Annotated in this window: 15 protein-coding genes; 4 read left to right on the top strand and 11 right to left on the bottom strand. The window is 67.6% G+C overall.

What is annotated here, in order from left to right; genetic code table 11:
- Positions 1–61: 61 nt before the first annotated feature.
- Together thiD and thiE are read left to right on the top strand one after the other, a co-directional pair.
- Positions 62–904 (top strand): bifunctional hydroxymethylpyrimidine kinase/phosphomethylpyrimidine kinase, encoded by an 843-nt coding sequence (thiD, locus tag CXB49_RS20325; protein ID WP_101710050.1) that lies wholly within the window; start codon positions 62–64, stop codon positions 902–904.
- Positions 888–1,511 carry a thiamine phosphate synthase gene (gene thiE / locus CXB49_RS20320; RefSeq protein WP_101710049.1) on the top strand — a complete coding sequence of 208 codons (624 nt, stop codon included), beginning with the start codon at positions 888–890 and terminating at the stop codon, positions 1,509–1,511. The genes thiD and thiE overlap by 17 nt, the downstream gene beginning before the upstream one ends.
- Here the strand turns inward: thiE and CXB49_RS20315 are convergent.
- The 6 genes from CXB49_RS20315 to zwf all read right to left on the bottom strand — a co-directional run bounded on the left by CXB49_RS20315 (position 1,498) and on the right by zwf (position 7,858).
- Positions 1,498–1,872 carry a hypothetical protein gene (locus tag CXB49_RS20315; protein WP_101710048.1) on the bottom strand — a complete coding sequence of 125 codons (375 nt, stop codon included), beginning with the start codon at positions 1,870–1,872 and terminating at the stop codon, positions 1,498–1,500. The two genes, thiE and CXB49_RS20315, sit on opposite strands and share 14 nt — an antisense overlap.
- A gap of 153 nt (positions 1,873–2,025) precedes the next feature.
- Positions 2,026–3,669, bottom strand: a complete 1,644-nt coding sequence (gene pgi, locus CXB49_RS20310) for a glucose-6-phosphate isomerase (protein WP_101710047.1) — start codon at positions 3,667–3,669, stop codon at positions 2,026–2,028.
- Positions 3,670–3,680: 11 nt separating this feature from the next.
- Entirely contained in the window at positions 3,681–4,529 is an 849-nt protein-coding gene (hexR, locus tag CXB49_RS20305) for a transcriptional regulator HexR (RefSeq protein WP_101710046.1), read from the bottom strand.
- The gene (locus CXB49_RS20300; RefSeq protein WP_101710045.1) at positions 4,522–5,571 is read right to left on the bottom strand and encodes a glucokinase; all 1,050 of its coding nucleotides are present in this window, start codon (positions 5,569–5,571) and stop codon (positions 4,522–4,524) included. Before CXB49_RS20300 ends, hexR begins: the two co-directional genes overlap by 8 nt.
- The gene (gene pgl / locus CXB49_RS20295; RefSeq protein ID WP_101710044.1) at positions 5,552–6,229 is read right to left on the bottom strand and encodes a 6-phosphogluconolactonase; all 678 of its coding nucleotides are present in this window, start codon (positions 6,227–6,229) and stop codon (positions 5,552–5,554) included. The genes CXB49_RS20300 and pgl overlap by 20 nt, the downstream gene beginning before the upstream one ends.
- 150 nt (positions 6,230–6,379) lie before the next feature.
- Positions 6,380–7,858 (bottom strand): glucose-6-phosphate dehydrogenase, encoded by a 1,479-nt coding sequence (gene zwf / locus CXB49_RS20290; RefSeq protein WP_101710043.1) that lies wholly within the window; start codon positions 7,856–7,858, stop codon positions 6,380–6,382.
- 253 nt (positions 7,859–8,111) lie between these two features.
- Here zwf and edd point away from each other — a divergent pair, with 253 nt between their 5' ends.
- On the top strand, positions 8,112–9,944 hold the full coding sequence (gene edd, locus CXB49_RS20285) for a phosphogluconate dehydratase (protein WP_101710042.1): 1,833 nt from the start codon (positions 8,112–8,114) through the stop codon (positions 9,942–9,944).
- A gap of 68 nt (positions 9,945–10,012) precedes the next feature.
- The gene (locus CXB49_RS20280; RefSeq protein ID WP_101710041.1) at positions 10,013–10,639 is read left to right on the top strand and encodes a bifunctional 4-hydroxy-2-oxoglutarate aldolase/2-dehydro-3-deoxy-phosphogluconate aldolase; all 627 of its coding nucleotides are present in this window, start codon (positions 10,013–10,015) and stop codon (positions 10,637–10,639) included.
- Between the two features lie 70 nt (positions 10,640–10,709).
- Here the strand turns inward: CXB49_RS20280 and ybgF are convergent, their stop codons facing one another.
- From ybgF to CXB49_RS20255, 5 genes are all read right to left on the bottom strand, one after another.
- Positions 10,710–11,450: a tol-pal system protein YbgF gene (ybgF, locus tag CXB49_RS20275; protein WP_101710040.1), complete on the bottom strand. Its 741-nt coding sequence runs from the start codon at positions 11,448–11,450 to the stop codon at positions 10,710–10,712.
- 123 nt (positions 11,451–11,573) lie between these two features.
- A complete protein-coding gene (locus CXB49_RS20270) occupies positions 11,574–12,092 on the bottom strand; it encodes an OmpA family protein (RefSeq protein ID WP_101710039.1) in 519 nt (172 codons plus the stop codon).
- A 13-nt stretch (positions 12,093–12,105) separates the two neighbouring features.
- Entirely contained in the window at positions 12,106–13,392 is a 1,287-nt protein-coding gene (gene tolB, locus CXB49_RS20265) for a Tol-Pal system beta propeller repeat protein TolB (RefSeq protein WP_101710038.1), read from the bottom strand.
- 28 nt (positions 13,393–13,420) lie between these two features.
- Positions 13,421–14,308 carry a cell envelope integrity protein TolA gene (locus CXB49_RS20260; protein ID WP_101710037.1) on the bottom strand — a complete coding sequence of 296 codons (888 nt, stop codon included), beginning with the start codon at positions 14,306–14,308 and terminating at the stop codon, positions 13,421–13,423.
- Complete coding sequence (locus tag CXB49_RS20255) at positions 14,305–14,718, bottom strand: biopolymer transporter ExbD (protein ID WP_101710036.1); 414 nt, start codon at positions 14,716–14,718, stop codon at positions 14,305–14,307. Before CXB49_RS20255 ends, CXB49_RS20260 begins: the two co-directional genes overlap by 4 nt.
- Positions 14,719–14,746 lie beyond the last annotated feature (28 nt).

Below are 14,746 nucleotides of genomic sequence, written 5' to 3'. Positions count from 1 at the left end.
TGATCGGATAAAATGGATATTCTAAATCGTGCCACCGCAATAAAACAAAAGAGGTTCGCCCTTGACCACTCCCGCATCCCCTCCCGTGGTACTGACTCTGGCCGGTTCCGACCCCTCGGGCGGCGCCGGCATCCAGGCCGATATCCTGACGCTGGCCAGCCTGGGCTGCCATCCGCTGTCGGTGATCACCGCGATCACGGTGCAGGACACCGTCGGCGTCAACGACCTAATGGTGCTGGACGCGGACTGGGTCAACGACCAGGCGCGCTTCCTGATGGAGGACATGCCGGTGGCGGCGTTCAAGATCGGCATGCTGGGTAGTGTGGAGAACGTCGCCGTGGTGGCGCAGCTGATCGCCGACTATCCGGACATCCCGGTGGTGCTCGATCCGGTGCTGGCCAGCGGCGGCGGCCACGAGCTGGCCGATGACGACCTGATCTCGGCGATGCGCGACATGCTGATCCCGCAGGTGTCCATCCTGACGCCGAACAGCCTGGAGGCGCGCCGGCTGGCCAGCAACGATCCGGAAGACGACGAGGAGCTGACGCTGGACCAGTGCGCCGAGCGCATTCTGGCGCTGGGCTCGCCGTATCTGCTGATCACCGGCACCCACGAGAACACCAAGGAGGTGGTCAACAGCCTGTACGGCCAGGACGGCGTGGTGCGGGCCGACCACTGGGAAAGGCTGCCCGGCAGCTACCACGGCTCGGGTTGCACGCTGGCCTCGGCGATCGCCGGGATGCTGGCCACCGGCCTGCTGCTGCCGGAGGCGGTGCGCGAGGCGCAGGAATACACCTATCAGACGCTGATCAACGGTTTCCGTCCCGGCATGGGCCAGTTCCTGCCGGACCGGATGTTCTGGGCGCGAGGCGACGAGGAGGAAGGCGATGCCGCCCAGGCTTGAAGGCCTGTACGCGGTGACGCCTGACGGCGTCGACGACGCGCGGCTGTTTTCGCTGGCGGCGGCGGCACTGGAGGGCGGCGCGCGCGCGTTGCAATATCGCGACAAAAGCGGCGATCCGGAGCGCCGGCAACGCCAGGCGGCCGAGCTGCGTCGTCTGTGCCGGCTGAGCGGCGCCCTGTTCATCGTCAACGACGACGTCGAATTGGCGGCGCGGGTCGGCGCCGACGGCGTGCATCTGGGCCGCGACGACGGCGGCATCGCCGCCGCCCGGAGCCGGTTGGGCGCCGACGCCATCGTCGGCGCGTCCTGCTACGACAGCCTGGCGCTGGCGCGCGCGGCGCTGGCGGCCGGCGCCAGCTACGTCGCCTTCGGCGCGGTGTTTCCGTCGCGGACCAAGCCGGACGCCGTGGCCGCGCCGTTGTCGCTGTTCGCTGAGGCGGCGGCGCTGGGCGCGAACGCGGTGGCGATAGGCGGCATCACGGCCGACAACGCCGGGCGGGTCATCGCGGCCGGCGCCGACGCCGTCGCGGTGGTGGGTGCGTTGTTCGAGGCTGACGATGTCGGCGCGGCGGCGCGGACGCTGGCGGGCCGGTTCAGAGAACGGTGATGTCGGCCAGCCGGTAGCTGCCGGCGCGGTCTTCCTGGCAGAAGGCGCGGGCGCGCACGACGATGGCGCGGCCCTTCAGCCTGGCCATGTCTTCCTGGCTCAGCGGCAGGCTGCGTATCTCTTGCTCGCCGCAGGCGGCGCGGTCGTCCAGTCGTATCGGCCGGCGCAGTTTGAGGTGGTAGGTCCGGAAAAAGGTGCCCTCGGCCTTGCTGCCGGCGGCAATCGGCCCCACCACGGTGCCGCTGAGGGTAATGGGGGCGGCGGCGTCGCCGTCTATGCGGAAAACCTGGCCGGCGGCATGGCCGGCCAGGCTGGCGACCAGCAGAAAGCCGGCCAGCACGGTGCTGCAGAACTTACACATCCCGATCGATCTTCTTCAGTCCATTATTATTGTCAGACTTGCAGCCGCCATTTCAGCAGGATGTCATCTGTCCGACAATCAGGGTTATCCCGACTGTCCGACAAATAAAAAGCCCCCGCCGGATGGCGGGGGCGGGTCGCTGTCGGGGCGCGCTTAGCCGTTGATCTTGCGGTAGAGCTGGATCAGCCGGCGGGTCGAGCTGTCGTGCTCGGCGCGGGAGAGCTTGCCGGTCAGTTCGGCGTGTATGGTCTTGGCCAGCTGTTTGCCCAGCTCCACCCCCCACTGATCGAAGCTGTTGATGTGCCAGACCACGCCCTGGACGAAGATCTTGTGTTCGTACAGCGCGATCAGCGAGCCGAGGTTGCGCGGGTCCAGCCGGCTCATCAGCAGCGTGTTGGTCGGGCGGTTGCCGCCGAACACCTTGTGCGGCACCAAGGCTTCCATCTCCTCGCCCTTCAGGCCCTGCTCGGCCAGCTCCGCGCGCACCTCGTCGGCGGTCTTGCCGCGCATGAAGGCCTCGGCCTGGGCGAACACGTTGGCCAGCAGTATCTCGTGGTGGCCCGGCAGGCTGGAGCGGTTCTCCAGCGAGGCGATCAGGTCGATCGGCGAGATGTGGGTGCCCTGGTGCAGCAACTGGAAGAAGGCGTGCTGGCCGTTGATGCCGGTCTCGCCCCAGATGATGGGCGCGGTCTCGAAATCGACCGGATGGCCGGACTGCGTCACCTGCTTGCCGTTGGATTCCATGTCCAGCTGCTGGATGAAGGCGGGCAGCCGGTGCAGGTACTGGTCGTACGGCGCGATCACGTGGCTGCCGCCGCCGTAGTAGTTGATGTACCAGATGCCTATCATCGCCAGCAGCACCGGCATGTTCTGCTCGAACGGCGCATTCATGAAGTGTTGGTCCATGATGTGGGCGCCGTTGAGCAGCTCGGTGAAGTTCTCCTCGCCCAGGTAGAGCATGATGGGCAGGCCTATCGCCGACCACAGGCTGTAGCGGCCGCCGACCCAGTTCCAGAACTCGAACATGTTCGCCGGGTCGATGCCGAAGTCCGCCACCGCCTTCTGGTTGGTGGAGACGGCGACGAAGTGCTTGGCCACCGCCTTCTCGTCGCGGGCGCGGGCGAGAAACCATTCGCGCGCGGTCAGCGCGTTGGTCAGCGTCTCCTGCGTCGTGAAGGTCTTGGACTCGACGACGAACAGCGTGGTCTCCGGGTGGACCTTCTTCAGCGTTTCCTTCAGCTGGGCTCCGTCGACATTGGAGACGAAGTGCATGTTCAAGCGCGGATGGCCGAACGGTTTCAACGCGGAACAGACCATCAGCGGGCCGAGGTCGGAGCCGCCGATGCCGATGTTGACGATGTCGGTGATCGGCTGGTTGGTGTAGCCCAGCCATTCGCCGGAGCGCACCGCGTGGGAGAAGCGGCCCATCCGCTCCAGTACCGAGTTGACCTTGGGCATCACGTCGTCGCCGTCGACGCGGATAGGCGAGTTGGTGCGGTTCCTGAGCGCCACGTGCAACACCGCGCGGTCTTCGGTACGGTTGATCTTCTCGCCCTTGAACATCGCCTTGATGCGCGACGGCAAGCCGGTCTCGCGCGCCAGTTGCATCAGGCCCAGCAGCGTGGCGTCGGTGATGCGGTTCTTGGAATAGTCGAGGAACAGGCCGCCCACATCCAGCGAATAGCGTTCGGCCCGCTCCGGGTCGGTGTCGAACAGCTCGCGCATGTGCAGGTGCTTGGCCTCGGCGAAATGGTCCCACAGGGACTGCCAGGCCGGCAGTTCGGTCAGTTCACTCATGATGTCTCGTCCTATTCTGCTTGTTTGTTGTCCAGTCTGCGGTTCTTCAGGCTGTGCTTGGTTTTTTCCAGCTGGCGGATCAGGCCCGGGCCGCGGCGCAGCGCCACGCTGACCGCGAGGATGTCTATCTGCACCAGGTGGACGATGCGCGAGATCATCGGGCTGTAGGTTTCATTGTCCTCCAGCGTGTCGGCGATCAGCGCGACGGTGGCGCGCCGCGCCAGCGGCGAGCCGCTGGTGGTCAGCGCGATCACCTTGGCGCCGGCGGCGATGGCCACGTCGACCGCCTCCAGCAGTTCCATGGTGCGGCCGGAGCTGGAGATCGCCACCAGCACGTCGTCCGGGCCCAGCACCGACGCCGCCATCATCTGGATGTGGGTGTCGGAGTAGGCGACGGTGGGGATGCCGAAACGGAAGAACTTGTGCTGGGCGTCGGCGGCGATGATGCCGGAGTTGCCCAGGCCGTAGAACTCGATGCGGTTGGCGTCGGTCAGCAGCCGCACCGCGGCTTCTATCGCCTGCGGATTGACGTCGTTGCGGCACTTCAGCAGCGCCGACACGGTGTTGTCGAACACCTTGGCGACGATTTCCGAGGTCGGATCTTCCGGGCGCACGCTGGAGTGGACGTAGGGCACGCCGGTCACCAGGCTGCCGGCCAGCTTCAGCTTGAAGTCGGGCAGGCCGGAACAGCCGACGGTGCGGCAGAAGCGGATCACGGTGGGCTGGCTGACGCCGGCGTTTCTGGCGATGTCGGCGACCGCGGCCTGGATCACGGTATAGGGCTGTTCCAGCACCAGCTCGGCCACCTTGCGCTCGGCCGAAGACAGCGTCTCCAGTTGGCCACGGATGCGATCAAGCATGCATGTCTCCTGCTGTGCCGCCGCGCGGAGGGCTGGTGGAGACGTCCACCGGGGCATGGTCGCTGTCGGCCGCCAGATGGGCCGCCAGATGGGCGGCCACACCCGGCAGGGCCGGGTGGGCGCTGGTGATCAGATACGCCGGGATGGCGGCCAGATAGGCCGACATCCGTCCCTTGTCCTCGAAGCGGCGGCGGAATGGGGATTGTTCAAAAAAACCGCTTAGACGCGGCACAATACCACCACCTATGTATACCCCGCCACGGGCGCCGACGGTCAAGGCCAGATTTGCCGCGGCCGAACCGAGCGCGGCGCAGAAGATTTCCAACGCTTCGCGGCAGCGCGCGTCGCGTCCGGACAGGCCGCGCGCGCTGACCTCGGCCGGCGAAAAGATGGTTTCCCCAGCCCCGTCCAGCGCGCAAAGCGCTTGATGGATCAGCGCCAGGCCGGGGCCGGACAGCAGCCTCTCCCAGGAGACGTGGCCGAAGCGGGCGGCGGCGTAACGCAGGATGCCGGCTTCGCGCTCGTTCTGCGGCGCGAACGAGGCGTGGCCGCCCTCGCCGGGCAGCGCCCGCCAGCCGCCGGCTTCGGGCAGCAGCGTGGCCATGCCCAGGCCGGAGCCGGGGCCGATCAGCGCCAGCGGCGCGTCCGGCCGCGGCGCGCCGCCGCCCACCTGCGCGAGTTCGCCGCGCGGCAGCATCGGCAGCGCCAGCGCCAGCGCGGCGAAATCGTTCAGCAACAGCAAGGTGGAGAAGCCCAGCGCGCGACGCACGGCCTCGATGGAGAACGACCAGTGGCAGTTGGTCATCGTCACCGCGTCGCCGTTCAGCGGATTGGCGATGCCTATCGCGGCGTGGGCGATGCGGCGCGCGCCGACCTGGTCCAGGTAGTCGCGCAGCGCGTCCGCCAGCGTCGGATAGCCGGCGGTGGGCAACGACACGATGTCCTCGATGACGCCGGGCGCCGTCTCCAGCGCGAAGCGGGCGTTGCTGGCGCCGACATCGGCCAGCAATCGAGGCCAGGTCTCAGGCAGACCAGTAGACATCGAGCGGCACCTTGTCCTGGGCCAGCAGGTGGCTGATCGGCCGCGCGTCGTCGGGGCCGGCGGCGGCCGCGTCCAGCACCGCGCGCTTGCCGGCGCCCTGGATGGACAGAATCAGGCTGCCGGCCTGCAGCAGCGCGGCGTAGCTCAGCGTCACGCGGCGGTGCGGCGCCGTCTGCGGCGTCACCGCCAGGATGGGGGCCGGATTGGCCGGGTCCAGGCCGGCGGCCAGCTCCGGCGCGCCGGGAAACAGCGAGGCGGTGTGGCCGTCCTCGCCCATGCCCAGGATGGCGACGTCGGGCGCGGCGAATTCGCGCCTGGCGGCCGCCACTTCGGCGTCGATGTCGGCGGCCTCGCGCACCAGCGGCACAAAGCGCGCCGGCGCGGCGCGGTTTCGCAGCAGATGCTCGCGCACCAGGCTGGCGTTGCTGTCGGCGTGTCCGGGCGGCACGAAGCGCTCGTCGACCAGGGTGACGCTGACGCGTGCCCAGTCTATCGCCATCTCGGACAACAGTTTGAACAGCGGGATCGGCGACTTGCCGCCGGACACCGCCAGCACCGCCGTGCCGCGGCTCTCGATCGCGGCCGCCAGCCGCGACGCCACGCTATTGGCCAAGGCGTCGGTTTGTTGGGCGGCGTCGGGGAATTCCAACCAGTTCATTCGCGTACCTCGGTCGTTTTGTTGGCGGTGGCCACCTTATCGAGTGACCCACCGATATTCGGTCGTTTACCGTAGGGTGCGTCACCCCGAAGGGGCGACGCACCGCTGGGCGACGCACCGATTGGCTTGGACGACGCGCCGATCAAGCATTCAACACTCCTCGTGCCAGCTGATGCCGTCGCGCGACAGCAGCGCGCTGGACGCGGCCGGACCCCAGCTGCCGGCGGTGTACTGCTTCGGCGGGATGTTGCCGCTGGCGGCCCAGGTGTCCATGATGGGCTCGACCCAGCGCCAGGCCTCGATCAGCTCGTCGCGGCGCATGAACAGCGCCAGCTTGCCGCGGATCACGTCCAAGAGCAGCCGTTCGTAGGCGTCGGCGCGGCGCACCTTGAAGGCCTTGTAGAAATCGAGGTCGAGATAGGCCGGCTGCAGGCGCATCGTGTCGCCGGGCTCCTTGGCCAGGAAGTACATCCGTATGCTTTCCTCCGGCTGCAGCCGGATCACCAGCCGGTTGGCGGTGTGGCTGCCGCCCATCGGGCCGGAGAACAGCTGGTGCGGCACGTCGCGGAAATTGATGACGATTTCGGCCAGCCGTTCCTGCATCCGCTTGCCGGTGCGCAGGAAGAAGGGCACGCCGGCCCAGCGCCAGTTGTCGATCTCGGCCTTGATCGCGACGAAGGTCTCGGTCGGGCTGCCGGCCGGGATGCCGTTCTCCTGCTGATAGCCGACCACCGGCTGGCCGCCGATGGCGCCGGCCTTGTACTGGCCGCGCACGGTCTTGGCGGCGACGTCCTGCTCGGAGAACGGGCGCAGCGCCTTCAGCACCTTCAGTTTCTCGTCGCGGACCGCGTCGGCCTCCATATTGGCCGGGGGCTCCATCGCGACGATGCACAACAGCTGCAGCAGGTGGTTCTGCACCATGTCCCTGAGCGCGCCGGTGCCGTCGTAGAAGTCGCCGCGGCTGCCGACGCCGAGCTCCTCGGAAATGGTGATCTGCACATCGTGTATCCACTCGCGGCGCCACAGCGGCTCGAACAACGCGTTGGCGAAGCGGATGGCCATCAGGTTCTGCACCGACTCCTTGCCCAGGTAGTGGTCGATCCGGTACAACTGTTCTTCCTTGAAGAAGCGGGCGACGTCGTCGTTGATCTCGTTGGACGAGTCCAGATCGGTGCCCAGCGGCTTCTCCAGCACCACCCGCACATTGGCGCGGTTCAGTCCGACGGCGGCCAGATTGTCGCAGATGCCGGCGAACAGATTGGGCGCGGTGGCCAGATAACAGACCACCACCTTGTCGGCGTCGGCGCCGATCTTCTGGGCTAGCGCCGGGTAGTCGGCGGCCTGGGAGGCGTCGACGCGCAGATAGTCGATGCGGGCGCAGAAGCCGGCCCAGGCGGCGTCGTCGAAGTGCGACTTGATGTGGATGCGGGAATTCTTCTCGACGAAGGCCAGGTAGTCGTCGCGGCTCAGGTCCTTGCGGCCCAGCGCCAGGATGCGACCCTGCTCGTTGAGCAGGCCGGCGGCGTGCGCCTGGTACAGCGAGGGCAGCAGCTTGCGCATCACCAGATCGCCGGCGCCGCCGAACAGCACCATGTCGAAGGCCGGGGTAGCGGTAGAACGGGTCTCCATCCTGATCTTCCATCTCGAAGGTATTAGATGTAGTTATATTACCACTCAAGGCTGTACTGTCTATGCTGGTAACAAGATCATGGCCGCTTTTGCAACACCTTTTGTCCTGACGCAAAATTACCGATTTTGCTGCGGAAATCGAGGACCGGAAGGCTGATGGCCGCCGCAGGGCGCCTGCGGGGGCGCGTAGCGCGCCTTGCATTTTGAGTGTAGTAAAACTACTATCGACATCAATTCAACACGGAACGTCATCATGGCCTTGCATCCCACCCTGTCCGCCGTTACCGACCGCATCGTCGCGCGCAGCCGCGCGCGCCGCGACGCCTATCTGGCCCGCGTGCGCGCCGCCGCCCAGCAGGGCCGGGTGGAGCGGGCCCAGTTGTCGTGCACCAACCTGGCCCACGCCTTCGCGGCGATGCCGGACACGGTGAAGATCCATCTGAAGCAGGAGCATCGGCCGAATCTGGCCATCGTGTCCTCGTACAACGACATGCTGTCGGCCCACCAGCCGCTGGCGGTCTTTCCGGCCTGGTTGAAGGAGGCGGCGCTGTCCGCCGGCGCCACCGCCCAGTTCGCCGGCGGCGTGCCGGCGATGTGCGACGGCGTGACCCAGGGCCAGCCGGGCATGGAGCTGTCGCTGTTCAGCCGCGATGTGATCGCGATGAGCACCGCGGTGGCGCTGAGCCATCAGATGTTCGACGCCGCGTTGTATCTCGGCGTGTGCGACAAGATCGTGCCGGGCCTGATGATAGGCGCGCTGAGCTTCGGCCACCTGCCGGCGGTCTTCGTGCCGGCCGGTCCGATGACCACCGGCATCGCCAACGACGACAAGGCCAAGGTGCGCCAGTTGTACGCCGAGGGCAAGGTCGGCCGCGACGCGCTCTTGGAGTCGGAATGCCAGTCCTATCACGGCCCCGGCACCTGTACCTTCTACGGCACCGCCAACTCCAACCAGATGCTGATGGAGATCATGGGCCTGCATTTGCCGGGCGCCGCCTTCGTCAACCCGAATACCCCGCTCAGGGAGGCGCTGACCCGCGCCGCCGCCGTGCAGGGCGCGAAGATCGCTGCCCAGGGCGCCGAGTTCACGCCGGTCGGCGAGATGATAGACGAGAAATCCATCGTCAACGCCATCGTCGGCCTGCTGGCCACCGGCGGCTCCACCAACCACACGATGCACATCGTCGCCATCGCCCGCGCGGCCGGCGTCGACGTCAACTGGGACGATTTCGACGAGCTGTCCGCCGTGATCCCGCTGTTGGTGCGCGCCTATCCGAACGGCAAGGCCGACGTCAATCACTTCCACGCCGCCGGCGGCATGGGCTTCGTGATCCGCGAGCTGCTGTCGGCCGGCCTGTTGCACGAGGACGTCGGCACGGTGGTCGGCCGCGGCCTCGCGCATTACACCCGCGAGCCGTGGCTGGACGGCGGCGAGCTGAAATGGCGCGACGCGCCGGCGCTCAGCGGCGACGACAGCGTGCTGCGCCCGGCGTCCAATCCGTTCTCGGCCGATGGCGGCCTGAAGCTGATGGCCGGCAATATCGGCCGCGCGGTGATCAAGGTGTCGGCGGTGAAGCCGGAGCACCGCGTGGTGGAGGCCCCGGCCGTGGTGTTCCACGACCAGAACGACATGCTGGCGGCGTTCAAGCGCGGCGAGCTGGAAAAGGACTTCGTCGCGGTGATCCGCTTCCAGGGTCCGCGCGCCAACGGCATGCCGGAGCTGCACAAGCTGACCCCGGCGCTGACCATTCTGCAGGAGCGCGGCTTCAAGGTGGCGCTGGTCACCGACGGCCGCATGTCCGGCGCGTCCGGCAAGGTGCCGGCGGCCATCCACGTGTCGCCGGAAGCGCTGTCCGGCGGCGCCATCGGCAAGGTTCGCGACGGCGACCTGATACGCGTCGACGCCGAGACCGGCGAGCTGAAGGCCTTGGTCGACGCCGCCGAGTGGGCGGCGCGCGAGCAGGTTCAGGCCGACCTGTCGCACAACGATTACGGCATGGGCCGCGAACTGTTCGCGGTGTTCCGCCACGGCGCCGACGAGGCCGAGGCCGGCGCGATGAGCTTCCGCCACCCGGCCTGGAACTGAGCGCGGGCCATACGATATTCAGCAGGGCGGCGCAGCGTGGTCTGGCCGTCCGCCAACAGGAGATGGAAATGGATGCACTGTCTGTACTGCGCCAGGGCCCGGTGGTTCCGGTGATCATCGTCAACGACGCCGCGGTGGCGGTGGACCTGGCCCGCGCGCTGGTGAACGGCGGCATCAGGGTGCTGGAAGTGACGCTGCGCACCAAGGCGGCGCTGGCGGCGATGCGCCGGATGCGCGACGAAGTGCCGGAAGCCATCGTCGGCGCCGGCACGCTGCGCAACCGCGCCCAGCTGGAGGCGGCGGTCGACGCCGGCGCCCAGTTCGGCATCAGCCCCGGTTTCTCCGCCGAGCTGGCCTCGGCGGCGCGCGCGTCCAGCCTGACGCTGATTCCCGGCATCGCCACGCCGTCGGAGGCGATGTGGGCGCAGGACGAGGGCTTCAACACGCTGAAGCTGTTCCCGGCCGAGGCGGTCGGCGGCGTCAAGCTGTTGAAGTCGCTGGCCAGCCCCTTCCCCGACCTGCGCTTCTGCCCGACCGGCGGCATCGACATCAAGAAGGCACCGGAATACCTGGCATTGCCGAATGTGCTGGCCGTCGGCGGCAGCTGGCTGACGCCGGACGACGCCATCGCCGCCCGCGACTGGGACCGCATCACCGAACTCGCCCGCGAGGCCTGCCAGCTGTCCCGCGGCTGAGCCTGGTTTTCGCCGGCCAAGAAAAAACGCTCCTCCGGGAGCGTTTTTTTCGTCCACGCGTCGGTGGAGATCACATTCTGGCCAGCGCCTGCTTGGCCTTTTGCGCCGCGTCGGTTTTCGGATACAGCTTGATCAGGCGGCGGAAGGTGTTCTTCGCCTGGTCCATCTGGCCGAGGTCGCGCTGGCAGTTGCCGATATTGCGCAAGGCGTCCGGCGCGAAATGGTTGTTCGGGTACTGTTCGACGAAGCGGCGATGGATGTCGATCGCGGCGTCGTACTGGCGCATCGCGGTATGGGCGACGCCCAGCCAGTAGCTGGCCTCGGCGGCCTGCGGCGCCTGCGGGTTCTGCTGGATGAACAGCGCCAGCGCGTTGATGGCGTGCGGGAAGTCGCGCGCGCGCAACAGGTTCAGCGCCTTGTCGTAGTCGGGCGCGGCCTGGCTGTCGCCGGCGGCGGCCTGCTGGGCGGCTGGCTGCGAGGCGTCCTGCTTGCCCGGTCCGCCCTCGAGGTGGGCGAGGCGGCCGTCCAGGTCGTTGTACAGGTCGTTCTGGCGTTTCTGCGTGGTTTGCAGATTGTAGTTCAGCACTTCGACGTCGCCGCGCAGCTTGGCGACTTCGGCCTTCAGCGTGTCGACCTGGTTGACCATCTCCAGCAGCTTGTCGTTGGACAGCTTGGTTTCCACCGCGGCGATGCGGGTGCTGGCCTGCTGATTCACCTGGGCCAGCTGGCGGCGGGTTTCCTCCAGGTCGCTGGAGCTGGCGCAGCCGGTCAGGATCAACAGGAGGGCGCTACTGATGGCGATCCGTTTCATGGGGTTTCCGGTGAGTGGCGACAGCCGGATATCATAGCGCTTCGGCCGCCGGACGGCAGCCTCGGGCCGACATCCGGCTGCGAAACGACATGGCGGGCGACGGAGGCCGCCCGCCTCAGGCGCTTACTGGCCCTGGTAGACGATGTCGGCGCGGCGGTTCTCGGCGTAGTCGGTGTCCGAGCTGCCGGAGGCCTTCGGTTTTTCCTTGCCGAAGCTGACCGCTTCGAGCTGGCTGTCCTTGACGCCCAGAACTTCCATCGCGTGCTTGACGCTTTCGGCGCGGCGCTGGCCCAGCGCCAGGTTGTACTCGCGGCTGCCGCGGGAGTCGGTGTTGCCCTGGATGATCACCTTCTTGTCATGGCCCTTCAGGTAGTCGGAGTGATTGGCGACGACGGCCTTGCCTTCGCCGTCGACGGCGGAGGAGTCGAAGGCGAAGTAGACGCTGCGCTTGGCCAGCGGGCTGTTCGGATCGTTCAGCGGATCCATCGCCACATTGCCCTCGGTGCTGGGCGCGGTGACCGGCGCCTGGCTTTGCGGAGCCGGGGTGACCGGCGCGGCCGGCGCTTCGGCCGGCTTGGTGCTGGCGCAGGCGGCGAGCAGGGTGGCGACTGCGCCGCCGAGTACGAGTTGCTTCAAGTTCATTATTGGCTCCCGATCAAGGATTATTAAACGGACCCCATGCCGGGTCCTGAACATCACCGTTGAGCACGGCCAGCTTCACCTTGCTGCTGCCGTCGGCTGTGGCGGCGTACAGCACGCTCTTGCCGCCGGCTTCGCTGGAGTACAGCACCATGCGGCCGTTCGGCGCGAAGCTGGGGCGTTCGCTGTAACTACCATCTGACAATAGACGAGTGTCATTAGTTGCCAAATCCTGCGACATCACACGGAAATTGCCGGCGGAGCGTCGGATATAGGCCAGAGTCTTGCCGTCCGGCGCCAGTTTGGGCGAAACATTGTAATTGCCCTCCCAGGTCACGCGCTGGGCGTCGCCGCCGCCGACCGGCACCCGGTAGATTTGCGGCGCGCCGCTGCGGTCGGACACGAAGTAGACCATGGAGCCGTCCGGGCTGAAGGTCGGCTCGGTGTCGATGGCGCCGTTGTACATCAGCCGCCGCGCCGAACCGCCGGCGGCGTTGATCAGATAGATCTGCGAATTGCCGCTGGTGGTCAGCACCACGGCGAGCTTGCCGCCGTCGGGGCTCCAGGCCGGGGCCGAGTTGCTGCCCTTGAAGTTGGCCACCGCGCGGCGCTGGCCGGTGGCCAGATCCTGCACCCATACCACCGGCTTCTGGCTGGCGAAGGACACGTAGGCGATGTAGCGGCCGTCCGGGCTCCAGCTCGGCGAGATGATCGGCTCGGTCGAGCGCAGAATGGTCTGGCTGCGCTGGCCGTCGACGTCGGAAATCTGCAGCGAGTAACTGCGGCCGGACTTCAGCACATAGGCCAGACGGGTGTTGAAGAAGCCCTTCTGGCCGGTGATGGCCTCGTAGATCATGTCGGCGATCGCGTGCGCCACCTGGCGGCTGCGGTCCGGCGTCACGGTGAACTCGCCGCCGGTCAGCTGCCTGTGCTGCGACACGTCCATCAGCCGGAAGCTGATCTTGATCTGGCCGCCGGCGACGTTTTCCACCTTGCCGATGGCGATGGACTGGGCGCCGGCCGCCTGCCACAGCGGATAGCGCACGTCGGCCGGTTCGAACGGCACGTTGGCGACGGCCGACGGGTCCACCAGGCGGAAGGCGCCGGACAGCGCCAGGTCGTTGCGTATCACCGGCGTCAGATTGCCCTGGGTCGGGCCCTCGTCCTTGAACGGCAGCACGGAGATGGCGTGGCGGCTGGCGCCGCCGCCTATGATTTCGATATTCAGTTCGGCGTGGGCGCTGCCGGCGACCAGCATCGCCGCCACCAGCACGCCCCGCAGCAGGGCTTTCAAACTCGGCATGGCTTCCTCAGGGCTTTGTCGCGTCCGCTCAATGCGGACGGAACGTCAGGGTAAACGTGCGGTAGCCGTCGTTGAAGTTGGCTCCCGCCGGCAGTTTGGGGAAAGTCTTGGCCTCCCAGACCGCGCGCTGTACGGCATCATCATAGGCCGGAACGCCGCTGCTTTTCACCAGTTGCACCGCTTTGACTTCCAGCGTCGGCAGCAGCGTCACCCGCAGCACGGCGGCCGGATTGCCGGAGAGGCCCGGCGGCACCTGCACCAGCGGCGTCACCTTGGCCTTGACCAGGTCTATCCAGCCGGCGTTGACGCCGGAGCCGTTGACCGCGCCGCCGGCGACGCCGTGCTTGCTGCCGGCCTGGTCGCTGCGCGCGTTGGGCTTGCCGCTGGTGCGCGTGCTGTCCAGGCTGGACAGCAGGTCGTCGGCGTCGTTGTTATAGGCCTTGGCGGTCTTGTGGCCGGGTTTGGCCGCCGGCGGCGTCTGGGTCTTGGCGTCCTTCTTTTCCTGCGCCTTTTCCGCCGGCTTGGCCTTGTCGTGCGGCTTTTTCTCCGGCTCGGCCGGCTTGGGCTCGCGCTTGGGCTTTTTCGGCTCCGGCTCGGCCGCCGGCTTGGCTTCCGGTTTCGGCGTCTCGTGCTTGGGCGCGTCCTTCTTGCCCAGATTGACGTCGGCGGGCGGCGTGGCCGCCACCGGTTTCGGTTCCGGGGCCGGTTGCGGCGCGGGAGCGGGCGCGACGGGCGCGGTCACTGCCGGAGGCGGCGGCGGCGCGGTGGTCCACAACTCCAGCGCCAGCGGCGCCGGACTCGGCGGCGGCGTGGTCTGCAGGCCGCCCCACAGCAACAGGCCGATCACGCCGGCGTGGAACAGCGCCGACGCGACGAAGGTCCAGGGACGCGGCGAGGAGGACGGTTGCGGACTCATTGCTTGCTGATTTGCTTGACGGTCAGCGCCACGCGCTTGATCCCGGCCTGGTGCAGCCGGTCGGCGATCTTCACCACGTCGGCGTATTTGAGATTGGCGTCGGCGGAGATGGCCACCGGCCGCTGGCCGGCGCCTATCATCGCCTGCAGCTGGCTGGCGAGGTCGTCGAGCGAGTCGACGCGGCTCTTCTGCTCGCCGTCGACCAGCTCGATCTTGCCGGCGGCGTCCACGGTGACTTCCAGCGGGCGCACGTCGATGGCCGGCGCCTCGGAGACGCTGGGCACGTCGATCACGCCGGGCGTGAACATCGGGGCGGTGACCATGAAGATCACCAGCAGCACCAGCATCACGTCGATATAGGGCACGACGTTCATCTGGTTGATCTGGCGGCGGGGGCGGCGGTTCAGCATGACGGTGACGGGGTAGGCTCGGTCGACA

The sequence above is a fragment of the Chromobacterium sp. ATCC 53434 genome, from assembly GCF_002848345.1.
Lineage (GTDB): Bacteria > Pseudomonadota > Gammaproteobacteria > Burkholderiales > Chromobacteriaceae > Chromobacterium.
The sequence above is the reverse complement of the archived record's forward strand: the minus strand, read 5'-3'. Positions and strand labels throughout refer to the sequence as shown.

Excerpts from the sequence above, each read along its gene's own strand:
- thiE (WP_101710049.1), top strand. The coding sequence starts at position 888 with ATGCCGCCCAGGCTTGAAGGCCTGTACGCGGTGACGCCTGACGGCGTC.
- CXB49_RS20315 (WP_101710048.1), bottom strand. The coding sequence starts at position 1,872 with ATGTGTAAGTTCTGCAGCACCGTGCTGGCCGGCTTTCTGCTGGTCGCC.
- pgi (WP_101710047.1), bottom strand. The coding sequence starts at position 3,669 with ATGAGTGAACTGACCGAACTGCCGGCCTGGCAGTCCCTGTGGGACCAT.
- hexR (WP_101710046.1), bottom strand. The coding sequence starts at position 4,529 with ATGCTTGATCGCATCCGTGGCCAACTGGAGACGCTGTCTTCGGCCGAG.
- CXB49_RS20300 (WP_101710045.1), bottom strand. The coding sequence starts at position 5,571 with ATGTCTACTGGTCTGCCTGAGACCTGGCCTCGATTGCTGGCCGATGTC.
- pgl (WP_101710044.1), bottom strand. The coding sequence starts at position 6,229 with ATGAACTGGTTGGAATTCCCCGACGCCGCCCAACAAACCGACGCCTTG.
- zwf (WP_101710043.1), bottom strand. The coding sequence starts at position 7,858 with ATGGAGACCCGTTCTACCGCTACCCCGGCCTTCGACATGGTGCTGTTC.
- edd (WP_101710042.1), top strand. The coding sequence starts at position 8,112 with ATGGCCTTGCATCCCACCCTGTCCGCCGTTACCGACCGCATCGTCGCG.
- CXB49_RS20280 (WP_101710041.1), top strand. The coding sequence starts at position 10,013 with ATGGATGCACTGTCTGTACTGCGCCAGGGCCCGGTGGTTCCGGTGATC.
- ybgF (WP_101710040.1), bottom strand. The coding sequence starts at position 11,450 with ATGAAACGGATCGCCATCAGTAGCGCCCTCCTGTTGATCCTGACCGGC.
- CXB49_RS20270 (WP_101710039.1), bottom strand. The coding sequence starts at position 12,092 with ATGAACTTGAAGCAACTCGTACTCGGCGGCGCAGTCGCCACCCTGCTC.
- tolB (WP_101710038.1), bottom strand. The coding sequence starts at position 13,392 with ATGCCGAGTTTGAAAGCCCTGCTGCGGGGCGTGCTGGTGGCGGCGATG.
- CXB49_RS20260 (WP_101710037.1), bottom strand. The coding sequence starts at position 14,308 with ATGAGTCCGCAACCGTCCTCCTCGCCGCGTCCCTGGACCTTCGTCGCG.
- CXB49_RS20255 (WP_101710036.1), bottom strand. The coding sequence starts at position 14,718 with ATGCTGAACCGCCGCCCCCGCCGCCAGATCAACCAGATGAACGTCGTG.